This is a genomic window from Anaerococcus kampingae (genome assembly GCF_046365475.1).
Taxonomy (GTDB): Bacteria; Bacillota; Clostridia; order Tissierellales; family Peptoniphilaceae; genus Anaerococcus; species Anaerococcus kampingae.
Genome location: NZ_JBGMEF010000018.1, coordinates 246,391 through 272,871 on the forward strand (window position 1 = coordinate 246,391; position 26,481 = coordinate 272,871).

Below are 26,481 nucleotides of genomic sequence, written 5' to 3' on the forward strand. Positions count from 1 at the left end.
CCTAATAATTATATTTATCTTTAATTCTCTTTTCGACACTTGTACTTACAAAGGCTGATACATCGCCCTTAAAGGCAGCTATCTCACGCACACCACTAGATGATACAAAGGAATATTTAGGATTACTTAGTAGAAATATAGTTTCAAGCCCTTCATATAAGGTTGAATTTACTCTAGCTATATTCTTTTCATACTCATAATCTGTGACAGCCCTAAGTCCTCTAGCTATAAGTTTAACATCTTCTTTTTTAGCAAAATTAACTAGTAAGCCATCAAAGGATTTTATGCTTACATTAACTAATTTTTCTTCTTTTATAGCCTCTCTTATTATCTCTTCTCTTTCTTTTAGAGAAAATAGAGAGTTTTTGTTTTCATTTCTAATAACTGCAACTATGACATGGTCAAAGTGAATTGATAATCTCTTAATCATATCCATATGGCCATTTGTTAGTGGGTCAAAGCTGCCTGGATAAATTATTTTCATATTGTATATATTTTAATATATTTCCTTCCATAGGACTTATCTTTTAATATATGTAGGTCATATTTTTCTGAAAAATCTAAGTCCATGCTCGATTCAGTTATAATTATACCATCTTCACTGGATAAGTCATATTCTTTAATATAAAATAGAGCTTTATCTAAAAAATCACTTTCATAAGGTGGATCTAGAAATATATAGTCAAACTTAAGATTCTTTTGCCCTAAGTTTTTAAGAGTTTTAACAAAATCGTTTTTAATTAATACGGCTCTGTCTGATCCTATTTTTTCTATATTTTGTTTTAATATTGAAAAATTAGAATAATTCTTTTCATTAAAATATACTTCGGCCCCTCCCCTTGAGAGAAATTCTATTCCCATTTGTCCTGTACCTGCAAACAAATCTAGAGCGAGAAAATTATCTTTAAAAGGATATAGCATATCAAATACTGCTTCCTTTACCTTGTTATCTGTAGGTCTAGATGTTTTTGATTTTGGACTAGCTAGATTAAAGCCTTTGTATTTCCCTGCTACTACTTTCATTAGTTTAAAATAATATCCTTATCTTCATCAAAAAATTTCTTTATGAAATCTATATTAACACCCTTAAAATCAATCGATTTTAAGTAGTCAAAAATCTCAAAGCTTCTGTCAGTTTCTTCTTGGGTCATGTTTAGGTATTCTATCTCTGAGAGATTTTTACCGTGTTGGATAAGAGATAGAATCTTTCCTCCTCCTCTTAACTCATAATCTTTTTGTGCAATTTCAAAGCCGTCATTTGTTTTCTCTAAAATATTAAGTTTAAGATTAGCATCAGCATTCTTATTTACAAGATAACAATATGACTTATATTGACCTCTTCCTACCCTGCCTCTTAATTGATGCAGCTGAGATAGGCCAAAGTTATTTGCATTATAAATTACAATTACATTCGCATTAGCTACATCTATACCAACTTCTATTACAGTTGTAGATATTAAAATATTGATAATACCACTTGAAAAATCACTAAGTATACTTTCTTTAATTTCAGAATTAAGTTTACCATGAAGGATTTCTACCCTATAGCTTTTGAATTGTTTTTTGTATCTCTTATAAAGATTTTCTACTGAATTATCATCATCAGAATCTATATTATTACTTACAACATAGATTTGTCTACCATCTTCTAAATTTTTAGAGATTTGTTCAAAAAGGATTTTTTCTCTATCCTGCACTATTATATGGGTATCAATTATTTCCCTACCCATAGGCAGTTCATTTATAACACTTAAATCAAGCATCTGATTTATCTTTAAAGATAGGGTTCTTGGGATAGGAGTGGCTGTCATTGTCAAATAGTTTACAGCTTGTCCTTTTTTAGCAAGAGCTTGTCTTTGTTTAACACCAAAACGATGTTGTTCGTCGTTTATAACCAGTCTTAAATCATTAAATAATACATCATCTTGTATTAAGGCATGAGTTCCTATTACTATATCTATATCGCCATTTAATAGCTTAGCTTTTATTTCATCTTTATCTTTACTAGAACCTGTTAAAAGTGCAACATTTAGAGAAAAAGACTCAATTAAATCTTTATATTTTTCATATTGTTGGATTGCCAAAACCTCTGTTGGAACCATCATAGCTGATTGATATGAGCTTAAGCCAAATACAATCATGGCTATAATGCCAACTATTGTTTTACCAGAGCCTACATCCCCAACCAAGAGCCTATTCATAGCATATTTACCTGAACAATCAGTAAGTATTTCATTAAGTGATCTTAGCTGTGGTTTTGTTAAAGCAAAATCAAGCCTTCCTAAAATATTATCTAATTTATAGCTAAGGTTGATATCTTGCTTAATCTTTGCATTTTTGCCTATATGATACAAAAATATCAATTCTTTAAGAAGATCTAGTATTTTTATATCAGACTTTGCCCTCAATAAATTATTAACATTATCAGGAAAATGAACAATATTTAAGGCTTCTTGTCTAGATAAAAGATTACATTGATCCCTATTGGCTGGATTTAATAGCTCTTCGTCTTGATTATAGAAAGATAAAGCTTCCTTAATAAAAGCCCTTATGTTTTTCTGGCTCAGACCACTTGTTAATGGATAGATAGAATAAATTCCACCTATCTCATTTCCCCCAAGTCCCTCAAAAATAGGGTTTATAGCTTCATAAAATCCTTTTTTTAAGGACACTTTGGTATAGAATTTATATTTTTTATTAAGTTCGATACTTCTAATGGAAAACCTATCGTTAAACCAAACAACCCTAATTTTATTCCCAAGTTCATCTTCAAAATACATATAAGATAAGGAGACATTTTTAAGTTTTTTAAAATATGGTTTGGACACAGATTTCCATACAAAGTAATAGGCTCTATCTTCTCTAGCTTGACTAGCTAGGATTTTTTTGCTCCTATCTTCATAAGCTCTGGGATAAAAATTATATAAGTCACTAACAGTGTATATATCAAGCTTGCTAAGAGTCTTGGCCTTTTTGGGGCCAATACCTCTTAGGTCTGTTAATTCCTTATTCAAGGGTTGCTTGGTAATAATATACTGGCTGTCCGCCGTAGATTAGTTCAACATCTATATCCTTATGGTTCTTAGAGAGCTTTTTAACAAGTTCTTTGGCTTTTTTCTTATCAGCTTCTTCACCATAATATAGGGTAATTAATGATATATCTTGATCTTCTTCAATAGCTTTTTCTAAGGCAAGTCTTAATGTTTCCTCGATATTATCAGTACTTACCACGATTTTTCCATCAAGAATTCCGATAAAATCATCTTTTTTGATTTCTACATTATTTACGCTTGTATCTCTAATGGATATAGAAACTTCTGCCGTATGCATATCACTAATTACATCAGCCATGTTTTCTATGTTTTCTTCTATTGATTCTGATTCATCAAATTCTAGCATAGCTGTGAAAGATTCTGGTATTGATCTTGTTTCAACAACCATTGCATTTTTATCTGTTAGATCACAAGCTTGCTTAGCAGACATAATTATATTTTTATTATTAGGGAAAATAATAATATTTTCTGCCTTTATTTCTTCTATATTTTTATAGATATCCTCTGTAGAAGGATTCATTGTTTGGCCGCCTGAAATTATCTTATCAATATTCATTGACTTAAGAATATCGTCGTATCCATCACCCCTAGATACTGCTATAAAGCCATATTTTTTAAGCTTAACTTCTTTTTCTTCTTTAGCGATTTCCGGTTTAGTGTTTTCAATTTCAACCTTTAACAAAACTCCGTCTAGTAATAATATAGATATAACTTGATGAGGATGATCAGTCTGTAAGCTTGCCTCAATTACATTATTATTAAATTCTGAATCGAGGTGACTTGAAAGATTTGTAATGGAATCAATTATTTTTTCATAGTCAGATTCCTTACATGAAAGACTAAACGATAGCTTATAAGTCTTTTCTTCTTCGCTTTCATCTGATAAGTCTATATCCCTATCAATATCATTATTTAGTGCATTTAATGCTCCCCTTAGTAAGAATAGCAAGCCTTGACCACCTGAGTCAACTACACCTGCTTCTTTTAAAACCGGCAGTTGTTTTGGTGTATTATCTAAAGCCTTCTGTCCTTCACCAATAATATCTATAAGATAATCATCTAAATTTATATCTTCTGAGTAGGACTCTTCTGCTCTCTCAGCCATCTTTCTTGCTACTGTTAGAATTGTTCCTTCTGTTGGTTGCATAACTGCTCTATAAGCTGTTTTAGAAGCATTTACAAAGATTTCTTTTATATCACTTGCTTCTATCACTTCTTTATCTTTTAGAGCTTTTGACATACCTCTTACAAGTTGAGATAAAATTACTCCAGAGTTTCCTCTAGCTCCCATAAGAGTGCCTTGGCTTAGGGCCTTTGAAATTTCGTATACATTTGATAAAGCAGATGTATTAACCTTATCAACACCAGATTTCATTGTCATGGTCATGTTTGTTCCTGTATCTCCATCTGGAACCGGAAATACGTTTAGCTCATCAACTAATGATTTGTTTTCTTCTAAATATTTAAAGGCTCCAATGACCATTTGTTGGAGCTTATTTGCATCAATAACTTTCATATTTCTCCTATCTATTGATTCCTTGGACATAGATATTTACTTCAGAAACATTTACATTCAAAGAGTTTTCTATATTATATTTAACATTTTCGATTATATTTTGACATACTACCGGTATTCTAATACCATATTCTAAAAATAGAGATATAAATATTGCTACTGTACCATTGTCCCTTCTTATAACCTTAACTCCTCTTTGCATGTTATTTACCCCTAAGAGTTTATATATACCATCCTTTGCTGATCTACTTGCAAGGCCAACAACACCATAAGATTGCATGACGCTTGCTACTGCAATATTAGCAATAACGGAATCATCGATTGTTATTTTTCCTAAATTATTTACATATCTAATTGTCATAATACCTCCACATAAATATAAGTATTAACGATTGTACTTAAAAGATTGAATTGATATTTATAAAAATATCTATAAAACTAAACCTACTGTCAAAGATAAGGGTAACTTTAATTTTATCAAAGCTTTGTAAGTATTCCTTTAATTCATTATACCATAAATTCCTACTACTGATAAGAATATACCTATAATTATATATATTATATATTTATAAATTATAGGAATTATGTATTTAGGCAAGAAAAAATCGCCTAAAAGGCGATTTTCTCTTGCTTATATTATTTTTTATTTGCCAGCTAATTTCTTGTAAGATTCATATCTTTCTTTAGCAGCTTTTTCTGCTTGTTGATATAGTTCATCAGCTGTTTCAGGGAATGATCTCTTAAGTGATGAGTATCTTACTTCACCTTGAATGAATTCTTGGAATGATTCTGTAGGTTCTTTAGAGTCTAATTGGAATGGATTTTTGCCCTCTTCAGCAAGTCTTGGGTCAAATCTCCATAGATGCCAATAACCAGCTGCTACAGCTTGTTTTTCTCTAAATTGTGATTTACCCATACCAATTCTGATACCATGGTTGATACATGGAGCGTAAGCGATGATTAGAGATGGTCCATCATAAGATTCTGCTTCTCTAATAGCTTTTAGAGTTTGGTTTTGGTTAGCACCCATAGCTACTTGAGCTACGTATACATATCCATAAGATGTCATCATTAGACCAAGGTCTTTCTTTCTAACCTTTTTACCTGCTGCAGCAAATTGTGCTACTGCTGATAGAGGTGTAGCTTTAGAAGATTGTCCACCTGTATTTGAATAAACTTCTGTATCGAATACGAAGATGTTGATATTTTCACCACTTGCAAGTACGTGATCTACACCACCAAATCCGATATCATAGCTCCAACCGTCTCCACCAAAAATCCATACAGATTTTTTGATTAGGTAGTCTTGAAGTTTTAGTATATTGTTTAGGTATTTCTTAGCATCTTCATTTGCTAAATCTTCTTTTACATTTAAGATAGCTGCTGTTGCTTCTTTAGAAGCTTTAACATCATCTTTTCCTTCTAGCCAAGCTTTGAATGCTTCGTTGTATGCTGAATCAAGTCCTAGTTCTAAGAATTTGTTCATGTTATCTTCTAGGATATGTGTATTTGCTTCTGTAGCAAGTTTCATACCATAACCATATTCAGCAGCATCTTCGAATAGTGAGTTACCCCAAGCTGGACCTTTACCTGTTGCAAGGTTTTTGGTATATGACATTGCTGGTGCACTAGCTCCCCAAATTGAAGAACATCCTGTAGCGTTTGCTATATACATTCTGTCTCCGAATAATTGAGTAATTAGTTTAGCATATGGTGTTTCACCACAACCTGCACAAGCACCTGAGAATTCGAATAATGGTTGTTTGAATTGGCTGCCTTTAAGTGTCATAGGATCCATAACATCTTCTTTGTAGCCAATTACATTATGTGCATATTCCCAGTGTTCTTTTTCTTTTTCTACTTCTTCTTCGAAAGGTTTCATTAGTAGAGCTTTCTTTGGAGCTGGACATACGTCTGCACAGTTACCACAGCCTGTACAATCTAGTGGAGATACTTGGATTCTAAATTCATAGCCTTCCATACCTTTACCGATTGCTTTTTTAGTATCAAAACCTTCTGGTAGATTTGCTTTTTCATCTTCTGTAACTAGGAATGGTCTTATTACTGCGTGTGGGCATACATAAGAACATTGGTTACATTGGATACAATTGTCTATTTGCCATTCTGGTACGTTAAGAGCGATTCCTCTCTTTTCGTAAGCAGTTGTACCTGATTCGAATTCACCATTTTCGATTCCTACGAAAGCAGATACTGGTATATCGTCTTCTTTTTGTTCAAGCATTGGTTTAACGATGTTTTTAATGAATTCTGGAAGTTCTTTTTCTTCTTTAACTTCATCAACTGCATCTTTCCATTCAGCTGGAACTTCTACTTTGATTGGTGCTTCAAGTCCTTGATCTACAGCATTGTAGTTCATGTTAACTATATCTTCACCTTTGTGACCGTATGATTTAACGATAGATTCTTTTAGGAATCTTACAGCATCTTCTACTGGTATAACTTTTGTGAGGTTGAAGAATGCTGATTGCATGATCATGTTTGTTCTTCCACCAAGACCGATATTTTGTGCTATATGGCTTGCGTCTAAGATATAGAAATCAATGTTCTTTTCTGCAAGAACTCTCTTCATCTTAGCTGGAAGATGGTTTTCAAGATCTTCAACTGACCAAACAGTGTTTAGTAAGAAAGTACCACCTTCTTTAATACCTGCTAGTAGGTCATATTGGTTAACGTAAGCTTGTTTTGAACAAGAAATAAAGTCAGCTTCATCTAATAGATATGTTGAAAGAATAGGTTCTTTACCAAATCTTAAGTGAGATACTGTTAGACCACCTGATTTTTTAGAGTCATAATCAAAGTATCCTTGAGCATACATGTCTGTATTGTCACCTATAATCTTGATAGCTTGTTTGTTAGCACCTACAGTACCATCTGAACCGAAGCCCCAGAATTTACATCTGCTTGTACCTTCGTGTCTAACTTTGAAGTCATCTCTTGGAAGTGATTTGTTTGTAACATCATCTGTAATTGATAGTGTAAAGTCATGTTTTGGCTCATCTTTAGCAAGATTATCATAAACTGCTTTAACATCTGCAGGTATTGTATCTTTTGATGATAGACCATAGATACCACCGATTATAAGTGGTCTTTCGTCACAATCATAATAGCTTGCTTTAACATCTAAGTATAGTGGTGAACCGATTGCACCTTTTTCTTTTGTTCTATCAAGAACAGCTATTTTCTTAACTGATTTTGGTATAACTTTTAGTAAGTGTTCTGCAGACCATGGTCTGTAAAGATGAACTTCTACAAGTCCTACCTTTCTGCCTTCTTTTAGTAAAACATCGATTGTTTCTCTAGCTGTTTGGCATACAGAACCCATAGCGATGATGATATTTTCTGCATCATCAGCACCATAGTAATTAAATAGACCATAGTTTGTACCAAGTTTTTCGTTGATTTGGTTCATGTAGTCTTCTACAATACCAACTATATCTACATAAGCATTGTTACTTGCTTCTGTTCTTTGGAAGAAGATATTTTTCTCAGCTGTACCCATGTGTTTAGGTCTTTCAGGGTTAAGTGAGTGGTTTTTGAATTCTTCTACTGCTTCATAGTCAAGCATTGGAGCAAGATCTTTGTAATCCCAAACTTCAACTTTTTGAATTTCGTGGCTTGTTCTAAATCCATCAAAGAAGTTGATAAATGGTACTCTACCTTTAATAGCTGCTAAGTGAGCAACTGGTGAAATATCCATAACTTCTTGCACTGAGTTTGAAACTAGCATTGCACAACCTGTTTGTCTTGCTGCCATTACGTCTGAATGGTCACCATAAATAGATAGTGCGTGTGTTGCAAGGGTTCTTGCTGATACGTGGAATACACCTGGTAATCTTTCTCCAGCAATCTTATACATGTTAGGAATCATTAATAGTAGACCCTGACTTGCTGTGTATGTAGTTGTAAGTGCTCCTGCTGCACCAGCTTCTGATTGCATCTCTTTAACTTTTACCTCTTGACCAAATAGGTTTTTGCGTCCGTTTGCTGCCCAAACGTCTACGCTTTCTGGCATTGGTGAAGAAGGTGTAATTGGATATATAGTAGCTACATCAGTAAACGCATATGATACGTGAGCTGCTGCAGTGTTACCATCCATTGTCTTCATTGCTCTAGTAATTGTCATCTAGACCTCCTAAAATAATTATAAGCAATTATCGTTAACACTAATATAATTATAAATATTTTTTCATTAATTGTCAAGAGGAAAAGAAAAGATTTTCTTATATTTATCAGTATTTTTCAATTGATAATGATTATCAAGACCATTCTCCACCTTTTTTTAGTATGCAAAATATTCATTTTAAGCCCTATTAAACCTTATATTTATGAATAAATATGCTATTTGCCTAAAGCGAATAATACTATGCATATAAAACAAGAGGACAGACCTAAGTCTGCCCCTCTAATTTGCAATTATTTTCCCGCTAGTCTCTTGTAGGTATTGTACCTAGATTTTGCTGCTTTTTCTGCTTGTTCATATAATTCATCTGCACTTTCTGGGAATGATATTTTTAGTGATGAATATCTTACCTCTCCTTGGATAAATTCTTGGAATGATTCACTTGGCTCTTTTGAATCTAATTGGAATGGATTCTTACCTTCATCTTCTAGTCTTGGGTCATATCTCCATAAGTGCCAGTAGCCTGCATCTACCGCTTGTTTTTCTCTTCTTTGACTCTTGCCCATGCCTATCCTTATACCGTGGTTTATACATGGTGCATAAGCTATGATAATTGATGGGCCATCATAGGATTCTGCTTCTCTTATTGCTTTTAGGCATTGATTTTGGTTTGCTCCCATTGCAACTTGAGCTACGTAGACATAGCCATAATTTGTTAGCATTAATCCAAGGTCTTTCTTTCTTACCTTTTTACCTGAAGCAGCAAATTGTGCAACAGCTGCAAGTGGTGTTGCCTTTGAACTTTGTCCACCTGTATTTGAGTAAACTTCTGTATCGAATACTAGGATATTGATATTCTCTCCTGATGCTAGGACGTGGTCTACTCCACCATAACCAATATCATAAGCCCAACCATCACCACCAAAAATCCAAACTGATTTTTTGATTAGGTAATCTTTTAGGTCATAGATATCTTCGAGTATGGAATTTGCTCTTTCATCCTCTATCTTTTCTTCTCTTAAGTTTAGAATTTTTGCTGTTGCTTCTTTTGAGCCTCTTACATCATCTTTATTTTCTATCCATTCTTTAAAGGCTTCATTTAAATCTGTATCTATATTTAAATCTAAGAATTCTTTCATATAGGCTTCTAGCAAATACTTATTAGAATCTGTAGCAAGCTTCATACCATATCCATATTCAGCATTATCTTCAAATAAAGAGTTTGCCCAAGATGGTCCTTTACCCTCGCTATTTTTAGCATAGCATACTGATGGCGCACTTGCTCCCCATACAGATGAACATCCTGAAGCATTGGCTATTAGCATCCTATCTCCATATATTTGGGTTACAAGTCTTGCATAAGGAGTCTCACCACATCCTGCACATGCACCGGAGAATTCTAGGAGTGGTTGTCTAAATTGACTACCCTTTACTGTTGTAGGCTCCATCAATTCTTCCTTATAACCAATTTCTTCGTGAGCATAGGTCCAATTATCTTTTTCTTTTTCTACTTGTTCTTCAAAAGGCTTCATGATTAAGGCTTTATTTGGTGCTGGACAAACATCTGCACAGTTTCCACATCCTGTACAGTCAAGTGGTGATATTTGTATCCTAAATTCATATCCTTCAAGTCCTTTGCCTATGGCTTTTTTAGTTTCAAAACCTGCTGGAATATTTTCCTTTTCATCTTCTGTAACCAGGAATGGCCTTATTACGGCATGTGGACAAACAAATGAGCATTGGTTACATTGGATACAATTGTCAATTTGCCATTCTGGAACATTTAAGGCTACACCACGTTTTTCATATTGAGTTGTTCCTGTATCCCAAGCACCATTATCTAGATCTTTAAATAATGAAACAGGAAGTTCGTCTTCTTTTTGTTCTTCCATTGGCTTCACAATGTTTTGTATAAAGTCAGGAAGTTTTACTTCTTCTTTTTCTTCATCTTTTGCATCTAGCCAAGATTCAGGTACTTCTATCTTTTCATAAGCACTTGCTCCCTTATCAACCGCTTCATAGTTCATAGCGACTATATCTTCACCCTTATGACCATAAGCTTTAACTATAGAATCTTTTAGATATTTAATGGCATCATCTACATCTATTACTTCTGTTAGATTAAAGAAGGCTGATTGCATAATCATATTTGTCCTTGAACCAAGACCAATGTTTTCTGCTATATGGCTTGCATCTATTATATAGAAATTGATTTTATGTTTTGCTAGGTAATTTTTCATTGAGGCTGGAAGATGGTCATCTAGTTCATCCTTTGACCAGATAGTATTTAATAAGAAAGTTCCTCCTTCTTTTAAACCTTCTAGCAAGTCATACTTATAAACATAAGCTTGTTTAGAAACAGAAATAAAATCAGCTTCATCTAGTAAATAGGTAGAAAGAATTGGCTCTTTACCAAATCTTAAGTGAGAAACGGTAAGTCCTCCTGATTTTTTAGAATCATAGTCGAAGTAAGCTTGGACATACATATCGGTATTATCTCCGATAATTTTAATTGCTTCTTTGTTAGCGCCAACAGTACCATCAGATCCAAAGCCCCAGAATTTACATCTTGATTCACCCTCATGTCTAATTCTAAGGTCTGTTCTAGGAAGTGACTTGTTTGTTAGATCATCTGTGATTGATAGGGAAAAATCTTTAACCATGTCCTTATTTAGGTTGTCAAAGGCCGCCTCAAAATCAGCTGGTATTGTATCTTTAGAGCTTAATCCAAATCGACCACCTATAATTTCAGGTTTATCTTCAACATTATAGAAAGCTGTTACTACATCTTTGTATAGTGGTTCACCCTCTGCACCTTTTTCTTTTGTCCTATCTAGAACACCAATTCTCTTAACAGTCTTTGGTATAACTTTAAGAAGGTGATCTTTAGAAAATGGTCTGTATAGATGTACTTCAACAAGACCTACTTTTTGTCCATTAGCATTTAGATAGTCAACGGTTTCTCTTATAGCCTGGCATCCAGAACCCATCGCAACTAGGGCTCTGTCAGCTTCTGGGTGGCCATAGTAATTAAATAACTTGTAATCAGAACCAATCAGATCGTTTATCTTGTTCATATAATCTTCTACTATGTAAGGTAGCCTGTCATAAATAGGATTTGATGCTTCTGCTGCTTGGAAGAAAATATTCTTTTGAACAGTTCCCATAGTTTTTGGTCTTTCTGGGTTTAAAGATGAATTTTTAAATTCTTTTACAGATGCGTAATCAACTAAAGGTGCTAGGTCCTTATAATCCCAAATATCTATTTTTTGAATTTCATGGCTCGTTCTAAATCCGTCAAAGAAATGTAGGAAAGGAACTCTTGCTTCTATTGCTGATAGGTGGGCCACAGCTGCTAAATCCATTACCTCTTGTACAGAGTTTGACGCTAGCATCGCTACACCAGTCTGCCTTACAGCCATAACATCTGAGTGGTCTCCGTAGATTGAAAGAGCGTGGGTTGCAACTGTTCTTGCTGCTATATGGAAGACACCTGGCAAACGCTCTCCTGCAATCTTATATAAATTTGGAATCATCAATAATAAGCCCTGGCTTGATGAATATGTAGTAGTAAGGGCACCAGCTCCAAGAGATCCATGCATTGCTCCTGCTGCACCACCCTCTGATTGCATTTCTTTTACTATAACTTCTTTACCAAATATGTTTTTTCTCCCGTTTGCTGCCCAAACGTCTATGTATTCTGGCATTGGTGAAGATGGAGTTATAGGAAAGATTGTAGCAACCTCTGTAAATGCGTATGAAACATGAGCTGCTGCTGTATTACCATCCATAGTTTTTTTGACTCTAGTAATTGTCATAATAAATCCTTTCTCGTCATATTTTGAAATAAATTGACATAAATATTTTATATCTACTAATATTATATACAAAAATCGTTTTTATGACAATAGGAATTTTATATTTTTAAAAAAAGAACCCCTTTTGGGGTCCATAATTTACATATTTTTAATTATTATATTTGATCATCATGAATTCTTTCAGGATGGAAAATGTTATCAGTCATTACTTTGGCTGCATTATACCCATAATTCTTCTCTCTTTGGTTCATTGCTGCTACCTCAATTATTAGAGCAAGGTTTCTACCAGCCCTAACAGGAACAACTAAATGAGGAACACTTACATCAAGAAGCTCTATGTGGTGTTGGTCAATTCCAAGCCTATCGTATTCAAAATCATCCTTCCATTGCTCAAGTTCAACTACTAAATCAATATTTGTATCAAACTTAACCGAACCTGTACCATATAATCTTCTAACGTTGATTATGCCAAGGCCCCTAATTTCCATAAAGTGTCTTATATTTTCAGGAGCTCGTCCAATTAGTTTATTATCTATTGCTGATATGTCAACCATGTCATCAGCTACTAGCCTGTGGCCCCTATTTACTAGCTCAAGGGCTGTCTCAGACTTACCAACAGATGACTTACCCATGATAAGTATTCCCACACCAAATACTTCCAAAAGCTCCCCGTGAACATTTGTTGATGGAGCAAGCTGGTATTCTAGTTGGTCGGAGATGTCTGATATTAACTTAGTAGTCTTAACTGGTGACCTAAGTAGAGTTACATCATAATATCTTGCAAGGTCAATTATGTCTTTATTTATTTCACGATTAGATGAAAATATTACTGCAGGTATCTTGTAGGACAAAATCCCCCTAAATCTTTCATATTGCATCTTACTATCTAGACTTGTTAGGTAGGTGTATTCTACTTTGCCTATTACTTGGAGTCTCTTATAAGGAAATTCTTCCATATAGCCAGTAAGCTGTAAGCCAGGTCTGTTTACATCAGCATTTTCCAGATCAATTTCAAGATAGTCTGTCGATTGGCTTATTATTTCAAGGCCTAAATTCTCAACAACAGTATGAAGTTTAATGGTTTTCTTGGCTTCACCCTTGCTAACCTCTTCTTCAATGTGTTCACTTTTATCGTCAATATTTTGTACTTCAGTCATTTACTATCCTTTCAGCTTTAAATATTTATAGATTTCAAGGGCCGCTTGCTTGCCTACTAGAGGAACTTCCATTAGTTCTTCTACACTCGCCTTTTTCATGTTGGCAATAGTCTTAAAGTGAGCATATAAATTGGCTTTTGTTTTCTCACCTACACCCTTTATATTGTCAAGCTCAGATTTTTTCATAGTTTTTCTCATAAGTGATCTATGATAATTTATAGCAAATCTGTGAGCTTCTTCTTGGATTTCATAGATTAACTTATAAACAGGATCACGTCTTTTGATTGGAATCTCTTCATTATTATAAATAATAGCCCTTGTGGTATGCTTGTCATCTTTCACAAGACCAGCTACTTTTATATTCATATCAAGATCATTAAGGACTTTATTTGCAATAGATACCTGACCCTTGCCACCATCCATCAAGATAAGATCAGGAAGTCTGCCAAATCCGGTATGGGTATTGCCCTTGGCTATATCCTTTTTAGCATTATTAAGCCTTCTAGTTAAGACTTCTTCAAGTGAAGCATAGTCGTTTGGTCCTTCTACTGTTTTTATCTTAAATTTCCTATATTCCTTTGGAGCCTGAACACCATTTTCAAAAACGACCATAGAACCAACTGATTGGACCCCAGAAGTATTAGATATATCATAGGCTTCAATCCTATTAATCTTGTTAATATTTAGTATTTCTTTTAATTGGCTAAGGCCGCTAGATTTATTACGTTCTTTTTGATCAAGGCGTTTCTCATATTTAACCCTCATATCATGAGCATTTCTAGCTGCCATATTTATTAGTTCAAATTTCCTGCCGAGTTTTGGCTGAGAAATAGCTACTTTTGAGCCTTTTTTCTGATTTAAGTATTCATTTATTGATTCCAATTCATTAGGTAGGCATCCGACTAAAATTTCCTTAGGTATATAAAGGATATCTAAGTAAAATTGCTTTAGGAATGAAGACATAATTTCTGCCTCACTATCAGCAAATTCATTTTTTATTACAAAATGTTCTCTATCAACAATCTGGCCCTTTCTCATGAAAAATACCTGCATGATGATTGTTGAAATGCCCTTAGACATAGCAATTATATCTATATCTTCGCCTGTTGTCTCTGTTACAAACTGCTTTTCAGAAATTATAGAAAGAGCCCTATACCAATCCCTATATTTAGCTGCCATCTCAAAGTTTAATTTTGAACTTTCCTCATTCATTAAGGAAAGTACCTTATCAGGTATCGTTCTATCCTTATGGTCTAAAAAACGCCTCACATCATCCATAGCTTGAAGATATCTAGTCTCATCTTCCTTGTCTATACATGGCCCCTTGCATCGTTTTATAAAATAATTAAGGCATGGTCTATCTAGTCTTTGACCCTTGTCAAAGTTAAGATTGCAAGTCCTAAAAGGATAATATAGGTTAAACAAATCTATAGCGTCATTTACAGCATAGGCATCAGGATAGGGACCGAAATAATCTGCCCCATCCTTTTTAACCTGTCTTACCTTTTGAATTCTGGGAAATATTTCTCTAGTAATCTTGATATATGGATACTGCTTGTCATCTCTTAGGACAATATTATATTTAGGTCTATTTTTCTTTATTAAGTTAGATTCAAGAACTAGGGCTTCGACTTCATTTTGAACAATGATATATTCGAAGTCCTGGATATGGCTAACCATAGCAAGAACCTTAGCGCCCTTGTTCTTGTTATTATCAAAGTATTGCCTAACCCTTCTTTTTAGAGAAATAGCCTTGCCGACATAAATTATATCACCATCTACATTTCTCATTATATATACACCGGGTTTGTCAGGTAATTCCTTGAGTTTTTCTCTTAATCTTTTGCTTGTCAAATTTCCTTACATCTCTCCTTCAAATATTCTAGGTCATCGCCATCAAGATATGGACTTAAAAGGTCATAACACTTTTTATTATAAGCATTTAACCAATCAATCTCTTCACTTGTTAGCATAGAAATCTTTACTGGTCTGGTATCAATTGGAACAATGGTTAGACTTTCAAATTCTAAAAATGATCCAAATTCATTTTCAAAAGCTTTTTTAACATAGGCTTCATTTTCAATCCTGATACCGTGAGAATCTTCTATATAAAGACCTGGCTCAATTGATGTGGTCATATTTTCTACAAATTCCACCCTATTTTTCTCTGAAATAGCTTGTGGCCCTTCGTGAACTGTAAGGACATAGCCTACTCCATGACCTGTTCCGTGGAAGAAGTCCTTACCAGCTTTCCATAGAGGATATTTCGCTAAAGCGTCGAGCCTATCACCCTTGGTTTTATTTTTAAACTTGGCTAAAAATAAGGTCAAGAATGATTTTAAAACAAGTGTGTAGTCGATTTTCTCATCTTCTTTTAAGTTTCCTAATGCTACTGTTCTTGTAATATCTGTAGTACCCTCTTTATAGTGGCCACCTGAATCAACTAAGATCATGCCAAGGCTTTCTATCGTCTTTGAACCTGTAACAGATGGAGCATAGTGAACTATCGCAGAATTTTCCTTATAGCCTGCAATTGTTTCAAAAGAATCTTCGATAAAGGATTCATTTTCAGCTCTTAGATCATGGAGTTTTTTGCTAGCCACAAGCTCGTTAAGACTGCCTGTCTTAGCCCCAATTTCAAGCCAATTAAAGAATTTAACAAGGCTTACCCCATCGTAGATATAGGCCTTTTTAATATTTTCTATTTCCTTATCTGTTTTTATAGCTTTCATGTAAGTTGTAAAGTTAGTTCCTTGTCCAATCTTTACATTTGCATTTATTGAATCATAAATAGAGACATTTGTTCTATTTGGATCTATGTAAATCCTATTTTTTCCTTCAATATTTTTAAGAAGTTGGTAAATATATCCATATGAATAAATTGTGATTCCATTTTCTTCCAAGTAAGATTTAACATCACTATCTAGCTTATCTTCATCAATACATAGATAGGCCTTCTCTTCAGAAATTAGCATATAAGATAAAACTACTGGGTTGTAATCTACATCATTGCCCCTGATATTTAATAAGTAGCAAATATCTTCTGGACTGCCGATAAAGGTGTAATCATAACCTTGATTTTGTATTTTTTCTCTCAATATTCTTAATTTTTCAGAAAGACTTTGGCCTGAATATTTTTCTTCATGAATCCAAACCTTATCCTTTGGTAAAGTAGGCCTATCTTGCCAGATTTTTGATATATAGTCAAGGTCTGATACCAATACCCTAGCTCCCATATTTTCTGAAAGCTCCTTATAACCTGTTACAGAATAACACTGGCCATCAAAGCCTATTTTGCCAAATTCTGGAATATTATCATCCAAATATTCTAATAGACTTGGATATCCCTCTACCCCCATTTTCATTAGCTCAAATTCAGAGTTGGCTAGCTCTTTATTTGCTTGCAAGAAATATCTTGAATCTGTCCATAATTTTGCTTCTTTAAGGGTAATAACAGCAGTTCCAGCAGATCCAGTAAAGCCTGAGATAAATTCTCTAGTCTTGTAATAATCAGCTAAATACTCTGATTGGTGAGGATCTGATGTTGGAATGATATAGGCATCAATTTTCCTATCTTGCATCATTTTTCTTAATTTTTCTATTCTACTATTTATATTCATAAAATCTCCTTATGATTAAATACATTTGCTTATAATAATACTTTATCCTTATTTATGATAATTGCTATTTCTATTGTAATAGGGATAACAGATAATAAGGGCTTAATACAATTGATTTTTTCTTTAAATCCATTATAATATTATCGTTATAGAAATAAGAGTAAAGAGAGTGTGAATAAGATGAAACTTGGAATAGTCGGCCTACCTAATGTTGGTAAATCAACATTATTTAATGCCATTACAAAAGCAGGTGCCCTAGTAGCAAATTATCCTTTCGCTACAATAGATCCAAATGTGGGACTTGTAAATGTACCTGATGAAAGATTAGAAGCCTTATCAAAAATTTCTAATTCAAAAAGAATCCTACCAGCTGTTGTAGAATTCTACGATATAGCTGGCCTTGTAAAAGGTGCAAGTAAGGGTGAAGGTTTGGGTAACAAATTTTTATCAAATATCAGGGAAACTGATGCAATAGTAGAAGTTTTAAGATGCTTTGATGACCCAAATGTAACCCACGTTGATGGGTCAGTAGATCCCTTACGTGATATAGAAACAATCAACCTCGAGCTAATATTAGCTGACCTTGAACTCGTAGATAAGGTTCTTGAAAAGAAAAGAAAAGTAGCAAGGGCTGATAAGTCAGCCAGAGCTGAGGTTGAAGTTTTAGAAAAAATCGTCGAAGTCCTTGAAGCAGGAAAGTCCGCAAGGATCCTAGAACTCAACGATGAGGAGAAAAAACTTCTAAGAAGCTACCAACTCCTATCAACCAAGCCAATAATTTATGTATGTAATGTCAATGAAGATGATGCAGCAAATGATGGAGAAGGAAATCCATATGTTGAAAAGGTAAGAGAATTTGCTAAGACAGAAAATGCTGAAGTATCAGTAGTATCTGCAAAAATTGAGCAAGAAATCTCAGAACTTGATACAGAAGAAGAAAGAGAAGAATTCCTTGCGATGATTGGTCTTGAAGAATCTGGTACAGATAAAGTTATAAAAGATTCCTACAAAACCCTAAATCTAATTTCCTTCCTTACAACAGGCGAAATGGAGACCCGTGCTTGGACAATTACAAAGGGTACAAAAGCTGTAGATGCAGCTGGTAAAATCCATACAGATATCTCAAGAGGCTTCATCATGGCAGATATAATTTCTTTCGAAGACCTAGTAGAAGCTGGCTCAGTCAACCACGCCAAGGAAATGGGCAAGCTCCGCATGGAAGGTAAGGAATATATCATGCAAGATGGCGATGTAGTAAACTTTAAATTTAACGTATAATGTATAGAAATATGAAAAAACAAGGAAAATTGATAGTTCATACAGGCTCAATGTTTTCAGGTAAAACTACCTCCCTTTGGAGGGAGCTTTATAGGATGAACATTGCAAACTACAAGGTTGTCGCTTTTAAACCATCAATAGATGATAGAGATGGAGACAAGCAAATAGTAACTCACGATAACTTAAGTTTTGATGCCATAAAAGTTGAAGATTTAAATGAAATTATAAACTATGCCAGAGACCATGAGATAGATGCTATAGGTATTGACGAATTGCAATTTTTCCCAAATGATCCTAGCGAAGTAGTGGATATATTTAATAAGCTAATGGCTATGAATATCACAATTGTAGTATCAGGCCTTGATATGGACTATAAGACTAGACCATTTGAGATTATAAAAGAGATTATGCCCCTAGCTGATGAACTTATAAAACACCATGCCATTTGTGCATCATGTGGAGAAGATGCTTGGGCATCTTATAGGAAATCAAGCGATGATTCAAGAATCCAAATAGGAGCCCAAAACCTGTATGAACCCCTTTGCAGATCATGTTATAATGACAAAATGAAAGAAAGAGAAAAAACTAAAAATCAAATAAAACTTAATTTAGAAAAATAAAAAATCTACCCTCGCAGGTAGATTTTTTATTTAAAATTTATAATTTTCAATAAACTCTAGGTCGCTCTCATCTAAAGAGTATTTGCTTTGGTCAGTTATAATTTCTGGGCCATCTTCATGGATTATTAATTGGTGTTCAAATTGGCTTACCTTTGAACCATCAACTGTTCTTGCAGTCCAGCCATTATCATCAAGCTTCATATGCCAATCACCGATAGCGATCATTGGTTCAATTGTAAATACCATTCCCGCTTGAATCCTTGGACCACGTCCAGCTATTCCGTAGTGAGGAACTTGTGGGTCTTCGTGCATTTCCTTGCCAATTCCATGGCCTATAAAATCTCTTATTACAGAAAATCCATTTTCACCCTCTACATATGCTTGGATGGCAGCTCCAATATCACCTATCCTGTTTCCAGGTACAGCTACTTTAATAGCCCTATTTAGGGATTCGAGATTCACATCTACTAGCTTTTGATCTTCCTCACTCATCTTACCGATCGTATAAGTCCAGCAAGAGTCAGCAAGCCCTCCATCAAGGTTTACAACATTATCTATTGATAAGATATCTCCCTCTTTTAAAGGCCTATCTGTAGGATAGCCATGGCAGATTTCATCATTTACAGATGTACAAAGGGTAAAAGGAAATCCGCTATAACCAAGCTGAGCAGGGATAGCCTTGCAGTGGTCTATTATAAATTTATTTGCAAATTTATCTAATTCTAGGGTTGTTCTGCCCTCTTTTATAACTTTTCTGAGAGCTAGGTGGGTTTTACACAAAATTTCTGCAGCAGCCCTCATTTTTTCAAATTGTTTTTCATTGTATATTCTAATCAATATATCACTCTCCTTAAAAAAGGACGCCAAAGCGCCCTTATCTTATAGTCTTTTGCTAGCTATATAGACGTATTCGTCATTATTTATCTTAGGTTCTATTTCCCAATTTGAACCCATTGAGATAGATTCTCCTAGTTTGTCTATATAATACATTATTATACCTGCATCTAGTAGGTTAACATCTCCCTTGTAGTCTTTGATGTATAGATTTATTAAATCATCTACAACTACAAATCTCCAAGGTTGAGCATTGTAGGCTGATGGTGCAAATCTAGCATAAGCAAATATATCTTCTAGGCCTCTTTGCTCTAAGTCTTCGTTTGTTGCTGAATTTCCTAACCTATCCATGTAAACAAATTCACCGATTCCAAGTCTATCATCAAATTGGTGTTCTCTAACACTTTCATCTACTGGATATCCAACTGCTAGTAATAGATTTAAGTGGCCACCATCATAGTTAAAGATAGATTTTTTCACTTCAGGGTCTACATCACTTACTGTAATCCAGCAAGTGCCAAGCCCTAAAGCATTTAGCTTTGTGATTAATTCTTCTACTCCATAAGCTCCTTTTACAAGTGAAGCTGGATTGTCATTTAGAGTATTTAGCGCAAGATAGGCTGGCGCCTTAATCATTACTCCCCTATAGCCAGCTAGACCATCAAGCGCCTTATAAACGCTTTCTCCATCACTTTGTACTATAAAGGCTAGGTCATCCTTACCTAACTTTACTATTTCCTCATCTACCATTTTGTAAACTTTTTCTAGTGTTCCTTCATCAAGTTTGATATCTTTGAAATCTCTTGTTGAAGTTCTTGATTTTAAAAATTGTGTTGTAAGCATATTTTCCCCCATATTATTATTCTACTTCTATTGTATCACATTTTAAAAAAATTAAATATGGTAAAATAATAATATGAACTTAACTAGCATACAAAAAAAGGCAGCAGAATTTAAGGATGGACCTTGTCTAGTCCTTGCAGTGCCTGGCGCAGGCAAGACTACTATGCTTTTAGAAAGGATTAAAATTTTATCAAAAAATGTTGATTCACAAAAAATTTTAACCCTAACTTTTTCAAAAACCCAATCACAAGATATGAAAAATCGATTTGGGACAAGCGATAGTAATTTCATGACAATCCACGCCTTTTGCTACCTAATTATAAGAAATTACCTAAAAAAATATAATAGAGAATTAAGACTCATCGAAGCAAGTGATTCCTATAACAAATATCACCTGGTAAGAGACATATATAAGAGCATTAACAATAAAAAACTTTCAAGGGAAGATGTAGAAACATTTTTTACAGAAACATCTTACATGAAAAACGCTCTGCTTGATTTGTCCTACCTAGATAAGGTAAGGATAAAAAATATCAAAGAAATATTTAATGAGTACGAAAGGTTTAAGAAAGAAAATCATTTTATAGATTTTGATGATATGCAATTAATAGCATTAAGGCTCCTTGAAGAAAATCCTAGACTCTTAAAGTCAATACAAAGAAAATACCAATATTTTCAGCTTGATGAAGGCCAAGATAGCTCAATTTTGCAATTTAAAATCCTTAAGATGATAGTGTCTAAAAATAATAACTTGATGGTTGTAGCCGATGATGACCAATCTATCTATTCCTTCAGGGCAGCTGAGCCTGAATATCTTTTAAATTTTAAAAAAAATTATCCTGATTCTGAAATAATAATTATGAATGAAAATCACAGGTCAAGCGCTAATATTTCTAAGCTTGCCAATGAATTTATTAAATTAAATAAAAATAGGTACCAGAAAGATATTATTAGTAATAAAACTTTTGGAGAAAAAATCATAACTAAATACCTTAAAGATTCTAAGGATGAGTATGACTTTATTATAAAAAACTTAGACCCAACAAATACAAATGCCATTATTTTTAGAAATAATATTTCGGCTATTAACCTTATTTCATTTTTGTTAGAAGATGACATAGACTTTACTATTAGCGAAGATTTCCTTAAATTTTTTGAATCTCAAATTATTGAAGATATCTTTGATGTGATTAGATTTTCAGAAGATTTTAATGATGTTGAAGCTTTTACAAATATCTACTACAAGATATCAACCTATCTAAAAAAATCCGAGATAGAAGCTCTTGCGAGTAAACCATCTAGGCTTGATGTATTTTCTTATTTTTATGATATTCTTGACTATGATAGAAGAGAAAATCTCTATCAGATTGAAAAAAAATTGAAGCACATAAGGAAATTATCCCTAGATAGGAAAATCTCATATATTTATAACTATCTATCTTACAAATCTTATGCGTCGCTAAGGTCAAATAAATTTGCTGAAGAAAATGTAAATAAAGATCTATACATAGAGTCTTTAATCAACTTTTCTAAAGGCCTAAAAAATATAAATGACTTTTATGATAAGATTGGCCTAGTAAAAGACAAAATAAAATTATCTCTGGGAAATCCATTAATATTAACGACAATCCATAAGTCCAAAGGTCTTGAATATGATAGGGTTTTTATAATTGATATGATTAAAAACGAATTTCCTATGATAAATTATGATGAAAATCCAGATGCGGCTATCGAAGAAGAAAGAAGAATATTTTATGTTGCTATGACCAGAGCCAGACAAGCCCTATTTATACTTACAATTAAAAGAAGAAATGGTAAAAAGGCTCTGCCTTCGGAGTTTTTTACCCATGTTTATCAAATAAATAAAACTGCTAGATGACAAAATTTGCCACTAGCAGTTTTATATTCATATAATCTTTAGTTATTTCACTTATCTGCCTTGTTTATAGTAAGAATCTTACCTACAAGATATAAGGACCCACACCAAACTATAAGGTCATCTTCTCCTGCAGAAGATTTAGTATAAGCATAGGCATCTTCGATTTTTTCAAGTATTTCAATATCCTTTACAAATTCTTCTGCTTCCTTTCTTATGGACTCAGTATCGAGAGCTCTTGGATTGTCATCTATAAAGGTAATTACAAGCTTGTCAGCTAATCTTCCTATTTTTTCTATGATATATTTGTGATCCTTATCTCCCAAAACTGAAAAACCTATGATTAATTTATCATAGGAAAATTTAGATAGACTTTCTACTAGAGCATCTATAGATTCCTTGTTATGACTTCCATCAACAAGGATTCTTGGCTTTTCACTTATTAGTTCAAGTCTACCAGGATTATAAGCTTCAAAAATTCCGTCTTCTAAATCTTGCTCACTAAGACTAAATTTATCCTTAAGACCATCTATGGCAAGTAAAGCTAGGCAGGCATTTAAAATCTGATGTCTACCCCTAAGGCTTGTCTTAATATGGTGATCTCTAAAATCAAATTCATTTCCAGCTATATCATATTTTAAAATTTCTATGTCATTTTTATCTAGGATATAAAGCTTAGCATTCTTAATCCCTGCCACATCCCTTATAACATCCATGGCTTCATCTTTTTGTGGATAAACAAAAACCGGTACACCTTCCTTTATTATTCCTGCCTTGTTTGAAGCGATTTCTCCCAAAGTATCACCTAAGATATTTGTATGGTCCATAGATATAGATGTGATTAGACAAGCAAGAGGCTTTTTAATGACATTTGTAGAGTCAAATATACCGCCAAGGCCAACCTCGATAACTGCTACATCTACTCCCTCTTCATAAAAATATAAAAACATGATAGCCGTGATAAATTCAAAATAGGTCACATGGTGGCCTTCTTCATCTAATCTATCAACGTAGACTTTTATCCTGTCTATATATGCCATGAAGTCTTTTTTTGTTATATCTACTCCATTTATAGAGATTTCTTCAGTGATTTCTTCCATATAAGGAGAGGTAAATATACCGCACTTATATTTTTTTGCCAAAACACTTGCAAGCATTTTTGCTGTTGATCCCTTGCCATTAGTACCTGCTATATGAATAGTTTGTATCTTATCTTGTGGATTGTCTAGTAGATCCAAAAGCATCCTAATCTTATCAAGGCCTGGCTTGCCATTAGACCCGCCCCTTCCATACAAATAATCTAAATAATCATCAAAAGTTTTCATTTTTCCTCCAAAAATTCTTATAAGTTTATTCTACCTTATGTTATAATTAAGACAGGAGTTTTTATGAAAAGAATACACATTATCGACAGCCTTAGGGGCTTTACCATCATTTCAATGGTTTTATTCCATTTATTTTATAATATAAATTATTACTGGAGACTAGGATTCTATGATGGGACAGTTTTTAATAAAATCTGGCAATTATCAATTGCTGTCTCATTTTTCTTAATTTCAGGCATCACTTCAAATTTTCTATCTAAGAAAAAAAACCTAACAAGAGGCATCAAAACCAGTATTTTAGGTTTTGCTATAAGCCTTATTACTTATGTTTTTGCAAAAGAACAGCTAATAATCTGGGGAGTTTTAAACGGACTTGGTCTTTGTATGATTATAGGTGGACTTTTAAAAGATAAGCTTAGTCAAAAATTGTGGCCAATTTTTATCTTGCTCTTTACCTTTTCCTACAAGATACCAAGTGCAAGTCTTTATAAGATTGGCTTTTTCAAGGCTCTTTATGATAGGAATTTATTTTTCCTAGGCTTTCCATCTTTAGAATTTTATTCAAATGACTACTTCCCTCTTCTTCCCTGGGTTTTCGCCTATTTAGCAGGTCTTTCATTGGGATCTTATCTAATAGATAAGAACTTTTTTTCCTATGTAGGAAGAGAAAATATTTTAGCAAAAATTGGTAAATACTCTATGCCAATTTATATTATCCATCAAATAATCCTTTATCCTTTGCTTACCCTTATATATAATTTGACCTTATAGTCTTTAGGGTGCTATGATATTAAAATACAACATAAATTGAACTTTTTATCATAAAACGTATACTTACTTTTAATGGAGGAAAATTATGGACTACATAAAAAATTATAAAAAATCTTATCCAACTTCTTACAAAATTCTTATCGCATTGCTACTTATCTTACTTTTCTATAGATTTGGCTATGTAATTGGAAAGTTTGTTGCAAACATGGGATTTTAATTAAATATCTTATTAACTAATACACAACTAAAAAAGACGTTTAGAATAGTTGCCTATCCTAAGCGTCTTTATTTAGTTAAATTTAATTTCATAATCTTCTAGAAGTGGATTTATTTTTAAAATTTCTTCTATAGCTGTCTTTGTTTTTTTGTCAGCTTCTTCTAAGAATCCCTTTTCAATTAATTCTTTTTCTGTCTTTTTCATTTCATCTTTTCTAAAATCTGAAAAATCATTTAGTTTTAATTGGTTAAAAATAGATTCTCTTTCATCAAAAATTGTTAACGAATCTTCGTCTATGAAGTTGTTTAAAATCTCAGCCTTAGGCATTTTTACAGTTATATTTTCATTCTTTTCATCTACTTTAACATCAATCTCATCCAGATTTACACCAGCATTTACCTCCCCATCGTAAGAGATGATAAATTTCTTTTCAGTTAAAGGTATTTTCATACCGTAGAACTCTGTTTGATTTTCAAAAGCTCCTACATTTGTATACTTATATTTAAGTGTAGTAAGCTCTTTTACTGAAAGAATTTGGTTCTTTATAAGATCTGATGAAACCTTTGTTTCATTCTTGATATTTGCCTTCATGCCAAAAAAATAGGCTGCAAAGACAAGGATTAGGACACCTAAAAATCCGTAAACTAGTCTATTGTTTTTAAATTTTCTTAATTTATTTTTTGAACTTGTCATCTAATCTCCTTAAATTATCCTTTTAAAAAATTATACCTTAAGTTTAAAAAAATCAAATTATTTAAAGCTAGCCTTAAGATAATAAATAGGCATGTTTTTATTTCTAAACTTCCTCTCGTATTCGCTGACTATGGATTTATTTTCATCTAAATCCCTATCTGTTTCAATCACTTCCATTCCATATTCCTCCATATAGGATATGGAATCATCAAAAAAGGCTTCATTATCAGTTTTAAGTTCAATTTCTCCCTTTTCCTTGCATATTTTCTTATATAGTTTTAAAAAATTGGAATGAGAGAGTCTCCTCTTATGGTGACGTGTTTTTGGCCAAGGTGTTGAAAAGTTTAGATAAATCTTTGCTAGTTCACCTTCTTCAAACATATCTAGTAAATTTTCCGCTTTGCCCACTATTCCATAAACATTGGTAAGCTCTTCATTTTCTATCTTTCTACAGGCAACTACAAAGGCATTTGTATTCATCTCAAGAGCTAGATAATTATAGTCAGAGTTAGCACTTGCCTTGCCAACAATAAAATCACCTCTGCCTGCTCCTATCTCGAGAGCTATTGGCTTGTCATCTCTAAAAAGTTCTTTCCACTTACCCTTATGGTTTTCTGGGTCAAATATTATGTATTTACTTTCCTGCATTCTTGGTATAGCATTTGCTTTATGTCTTAATCTCATATATCTCCTCAATAAAAAATTCTAGCAAAGACTTG

The 26,481-nt window shown here is 33.4% G+C and carries 20 protein-coding genes; 5 read left to right on the plus strand and 15 right to left on the minus strand.

The window, feature by feature from the left end:
• Position 1: 1 nt before the first annotated feature.
• The 10 genes from coaD to ACCQ42_RS05110 all read right to left on the minus strand — a co-directional run bounded on the left by coaD (position 2) and on the right by ACCQ42_RS05110 (position 17,305).
• Positions 2 to 484, minus strand: coding sequence for a pantetheine-phosphate adenylyltransferase (coaD, locus tag ACCQ42_RS05065; RefSeq protein ID WP_106460341.1), 483 nt, complete (start codon positions 482 to 484; stop codon positions 2 to 4).
• Positions 481 to 1,023, minus strand: a complete 543-nt coding sequence (gene rsmD / locus ACCQ42_RS05070; protein ID WP_199792147.1) for a 16S rRNA (guanine(966)-N(2))-methyltransferase RsmD — start codon at positions 1,021 to 1,023, stop codon at positions 481 to 483. Before rsmD ends, coaD begins: the two co-directional genes overlap by 4 nt.
• Complete coding sequence (locus ACCQ42_RS05075; protein WP_410035538.1) at positions 1,023 to 3,014, minus strand: ATP-dependent DNA helicase RecG; 1,992 nt, start codon at positions 3,012 to 3,014, stop codon at positions 1,023 to 1,025. Before ACCQ42_RS05075 ends, rsmD begins: the two co-directional genes overlap by 1 nt.
• Positions 3,007 to 4,569 (minus strand): DAK2 domain-containing protein, encoded by a 1,563-nt coding sequence (locus tag ACCQ42_RS05080; RefSeq protein ID WP_410035539.1) that lies wholly within the window; start codon positions 4,567 to 4,569, stop codon positions 3,007 to 3,009. Before ACCQ42_RS05080 ends, ACCQ42_RS05075 begins: the two co-directional genes overlap by 8 nt.
• 7 nt (positions 4,570 to 4,576) lie before the next feature.
• The gene (locus ACCQ42_RS05085) at positions 4,577 to 4,930 is read right to left on the minus strand and encodes an Asp23/Gls24 family envelope stress response protein (RefSeq protein WP_106460344.1); all 354 of its coding nucleotides are present in this window, start codon (positions 4,928 to 4,930) and stop codon (positions 4,577 to 4,579) included.
• A gap of 282 nt (positions 4,931 to 5,212) precedes the next feature.
• Positions 5,213 to 8,713, minus strand: coding sequence for a pyruvate:ferredoxin (flavodoxin) oxidoreductase (gene nifJ / locus ACCQ42_RS05090; RefSeq protein WP_410035540.1), 3,501 nt, complete (start codon positions 8,711 to 8,713; stop codon positions 5,213 to 5,215).
• A gap of 290 nt (positions 8,714 to 9,003) precedes the next feature.
• Complete coding sequence (nifJ, locus tag ACCQ42_RS05095; RefSeq protein WP_410035541.1) at positions 9,004 to 12,528, minus strand: pyruvate:ferredoxin (flavodoxin) oxidoreductase; 3,525 nt, start codon at positions 12,526 to 12,528, stop codon at positions 9,004 to 9,006.
• 155 nt (positions 12,529 to 12,683) lie between these two features.
• Complete coding sequence (gene hprK, locus ACCQ42_RS05100) at positions 12,684 to 13,685, minus strand: HPr(Ser) kinase/phosphatase (RefSeq protein WP_106460347.1); 1,002 nt, start codon at positions 13,683 to 13,685, stop codon at positions 12,684 to 12,686.
• A gap of 3 nt (positions 13,686 to 13,688) precedes the next feature.
• Positions 13,689 to 15,539, minus strand: coding sequence for an excinuclease ABC subunit UvrC (uvrC, locus tag ACCQ42_RS05105; RefSeq protein ID WP_410035542.1), 1,851 nt, complete (start codon positions 15,537 to 15,539; stop codon positions 13,689 to 13,691).
• Positions 15,536 to 17,305 carry an aminopeptidase P family protein gene (locus ACCQ42_RS05110; protein WP_410035543.1) on the minus strand — a complete coding sequence of 590 codons (1,770 nt, stop codon included), beginning with the start codon at positions 17,303 to 17,305 and terminating at the stop codon, positions 15,536 to 15,538. The genes uvrC and ACCQ42_RS05110 overlap by 4 nt, the downstream gene beginning before the upstream one ends.
• 180 nt (positions 17,306 to 17,485) lie before the next feature.
• Here ACCQ42_RS05110 and ychF point away from each other — a divergent pair, with 180 nt between their 5' ends.
• Both ychF and ACCQ42_RS05120 read left to right on the plus strand, forming a co-directional pair.
• Positions 17,486 to 18,583 carry a redox-regulated ATPase YchF gene (ychF, locus tag ACCQ42_RS05115; RefSeq protein WP_106460350.1) on the plus strand — a complete coding sequence of 366 codons (1,098 nt, stop codon included), beginning with the start codon at positions 17,486 to 17,488 and terminating at the stop codon, positions 18,581 to 18,583.
• Positions 18,584 to 18,594: 11 nt separating this feature from the next.
• A complete protein-coding gene (locus ACCQ42_RS05120; protein WP_410035544.1) occupies positions 18,595 to 19,203 on the plus strand; it encodes a thymidine kinase in 609 nt (202 codons plus the stop codon).
• 30 nt (positions 19,204 to 19,233) lie between these two features.
• On the opposite strand, the gene map is transcribed toward ACCQ42_RS05120, so the two are convergent.
• Both map and ACCQ42_RS05130 read right to left on the minus strand, forming a co-directional pair.
• Positions 19,234 to 20,040 carry a type I methionyl aminopeptidase gene (map, locus tag ACCQ42_RS05125; RefSeq protein ID WP_106460353.1) on the minus strand — a complete coding sequence of 269 codons (807 nt, stop codon included), beginning with the start codon at positions 20,038 to 20,040 and terminating at the stop codon, positions 19,234 to 19,236.
• Between the two features lie 42 nt (positions 20,041 to 20,082).
• On the minus strand, positions 20,083 to 20,880 hold the full coding sequence (locus tag ACCQ42_RS05130; protein ID WP_410035545.1) for a nitroreductase family protein: 798 nt from the start codon (positions 20,878 to 20,880) through the stop codon (positions 20,083 to 20,085).
• Between the two features lie 73 nt (positions 20,881 to 20,953).
• On the opposite strand from ACCQ42_RS05130, the gene ACCQ42_RS05135 reads away from it, so the two are divergent.
• Positions 20,954 to 22,759 (plus strand): ATP-dependent helicase, encoded by a 1,806-nt coding sequence (locus ACCQ42_RS05135; protein ID WP_410035546.1) that lies wholly within the window; start codon positions 20,954 to 20,956, stop codon positions 22,757 to 22,759.
• Between the two features lie 47 nt (positions 22,760 to 22,806).
• Here the strand turns inward: ACCQ42_RS05135 and ACCQ42_RS05140 are convergent, their stop codons facing one another.
• The gene (locus ACCQ42_RS05140; RefSeq protein WP_410035547.1) at positions 22,807 to 24,081 is read right to left on the minus strand and encodes a bifunctional folylpolyglutamate synthase/dihydrofolate synthase; all 1,275 of its coding nucleotides are present in this window, start codon (positions 24,079 to 24,081) and stop codon (positions 22,807 to 22,809) included.
• A gap of 63 nt (positions 24,082 to 24,144) precedes the next feature.
• On the opposite strand from ACCQ42_RS05140, the gene ACCQ42_RS05145 reads away from it, so the two are divergent.
• Positions 24,145 to 24,852 carry a heparan-alpha-glucosaminide N-acetyltransferase domain-containing protein gene (locus ACCQ42_RS05145; RefSeq protein WP_410035548.1) on the plus strand — a complete coding sequence of 236 codons (708 nt, stop codon included), beginning with the start codon at positions 24,145 to 24,147 and terminating at the stop codon, positions 24,850 to 24,852.
• An 85-nt stretch (positions 24,853 to 24,937) separates the two neighbouring features.
• A complete protein-coding gene (locus ACCQ42_RS05150) occupies positions 24,938 to 25,069 on the plus strand; it encodes a glycerol-3-phosphate transporter (RefSeq protein WP_410035549.1) in 132 nt (43 codons plus the stop codon).
• Positions 25,070 to 25,141: 72 nt separating this feature from the next.
• On the opposite strand, the gene ACCQ42_RS05155 is transcribed toward ACCQ42_RS05150, so the two are convergent.
• Together ACCQ42_RS05155 and trmB are read right to left on the minus strand one after the other, a co-directional pair.
• Entirely contained in the window at positions 25,142 to 25,762 is a 621-nt protein-coding gene (locus ACCQ42_RS05155) for a DUF4230 domain-containing protein (protein ID WP_410035550.1), read from the minus strand.
• Between the two features lie 57 nt (positions 25,763 to 25,819).
• The gene (trmB, locus tag ACCQ42_RS05160) at positions 25,820 to 26,446 is read right to left on the minus strand and encodes a tRNA (guanosine(46)-N7)-methyltransferase TrmB (protein ID WP_410035551.1); all 627 of its coding nucleotides are present in this window, start codon (positions 26,444 to 26,446) and stop codon (positions 25,820 to 25,822) included.
• Positions 26,447 to 26,481: the final 35 nt, after the last annotated feature.

Excerpts from the sequence above, each read along its gene's own strand:
- coaD (WP_106460341.1), bottom strand. The coding sequence starts at position 484 with ATGAAAATAATTTATCCAGGCAGCTTTGACCCACTAACAAATGGCCAT.
- rsmD (WP_199792147.1), bottom strand. The coding sequence starts at position 1,023 with ATGAAAGTAGTAGCAGGGAAATACAAAGGCTTTAATCTAGCTAGTCCA.
- ACCQ42_RS05080 (WP_410035539.1), bottom strand. The coding sequence starts at position 4,569 with ATGAAAGTTATTGATGCAAATAAGCTCCAACAAATGGTCATTGGAGCC.
- ACCQ42_RS05085 (WP_106460344.1), bottom strand. The coding sequence starts at position 4,930 with ATGACAATTAGATATGTAAATAATTTAGGAAAAATAACAATCGATGAT.
- nifJ (WP_410035540.1), bottom strand. The coding sequence starts at position 8,713 with ATGACAATTACTAGAGCAATGAAGACAATGGATGGTAACACTGCAGCA.
- nifJ (WP_410035541.1), bottom strand. The coding sequence starts at position 12,528 with ATGACAATTACTAGAGTCAAAAAAACTATGGATGGTAATACAGCAGCA.
- hprK (WP_106460347.1), bottom strand. The coding sequence starts at position 13,685 with ATGACTGAAGTACAAAATATTGACGATAAAAGTGAACACATTGAAGAA.
- ACCQ42_RS05110 (WP_410035543.1), bottom strand. The coding sequence starts at position 17,305 with ATGAATATAAATAGTAGAATAGAAAAATTAAGAAAAATGATGCAAGAT.
- ychF (WP_106460350.1), top strand. The coding sequence starts at position 17,486 with ATGAAACTTGGAATAGTCGGCCTACCTAATGTTGGTAAATCAACATTA.
- ACCQ42_RS05120 (WP_410035544.1), top strand. The coding sequence starts at position 18,595 with ATGAAAAAACAAGGAAAATTGATAGTTCATACAGGCTCAATGTTTTCA.
- ACCQ42_RS05130 (WP_410035545.1), bottom strand. The coding sequence starts at position 20,880 with ATGCTTACAACACAATTTTTAAAATCAAGAACTTCAACAAGAGATTTC.
- ACCQ42_RS05135 (WP_410035546.1), top strand. The coding sequence starts at position 20,954 with ATGAACTTAACTAGCATACAAAAAAAGGCAGCAGAATTTAAGGATGGA.
- ACCQ42_RS05140 (WP_410035547.1), bottom strand. The coding sequence starts at position 24,081 with ATGAAAACTTTTGATGATTATTTAGATTATTTGTATGGAAGGGGCGGG.
- ACCQ42_RS05145 (WP_410035548.1), top strand. The coding sequence starts at position 24,145 with ATGAAAAGAATACACATTATCGACAGCCTTAGGGGCTTTACCATCATT.
- ACCQ42_RS05150 (WP_410035549.1), top strand. The coding sequence starts at position 24,938 with ATGGACTACATAAAAAATTATAAAAAATCTTATCCAACTTCTTACAAA.
- ACCQ42_RS05155 (WP_410035550.1), bottom strand. The coding sequence starts at position 25,762 with ATGACAAGTTCAAAAAATAAATTAAGAAAATTTAAAAACAATAGACTA.
- trmB (WP_410035551.1), bottom strand. The coding sequence starts at position 26,446 with ATGAGATTAAGACATAAAGCAAATGCTATACCAAGAATGCAGGAAAGT.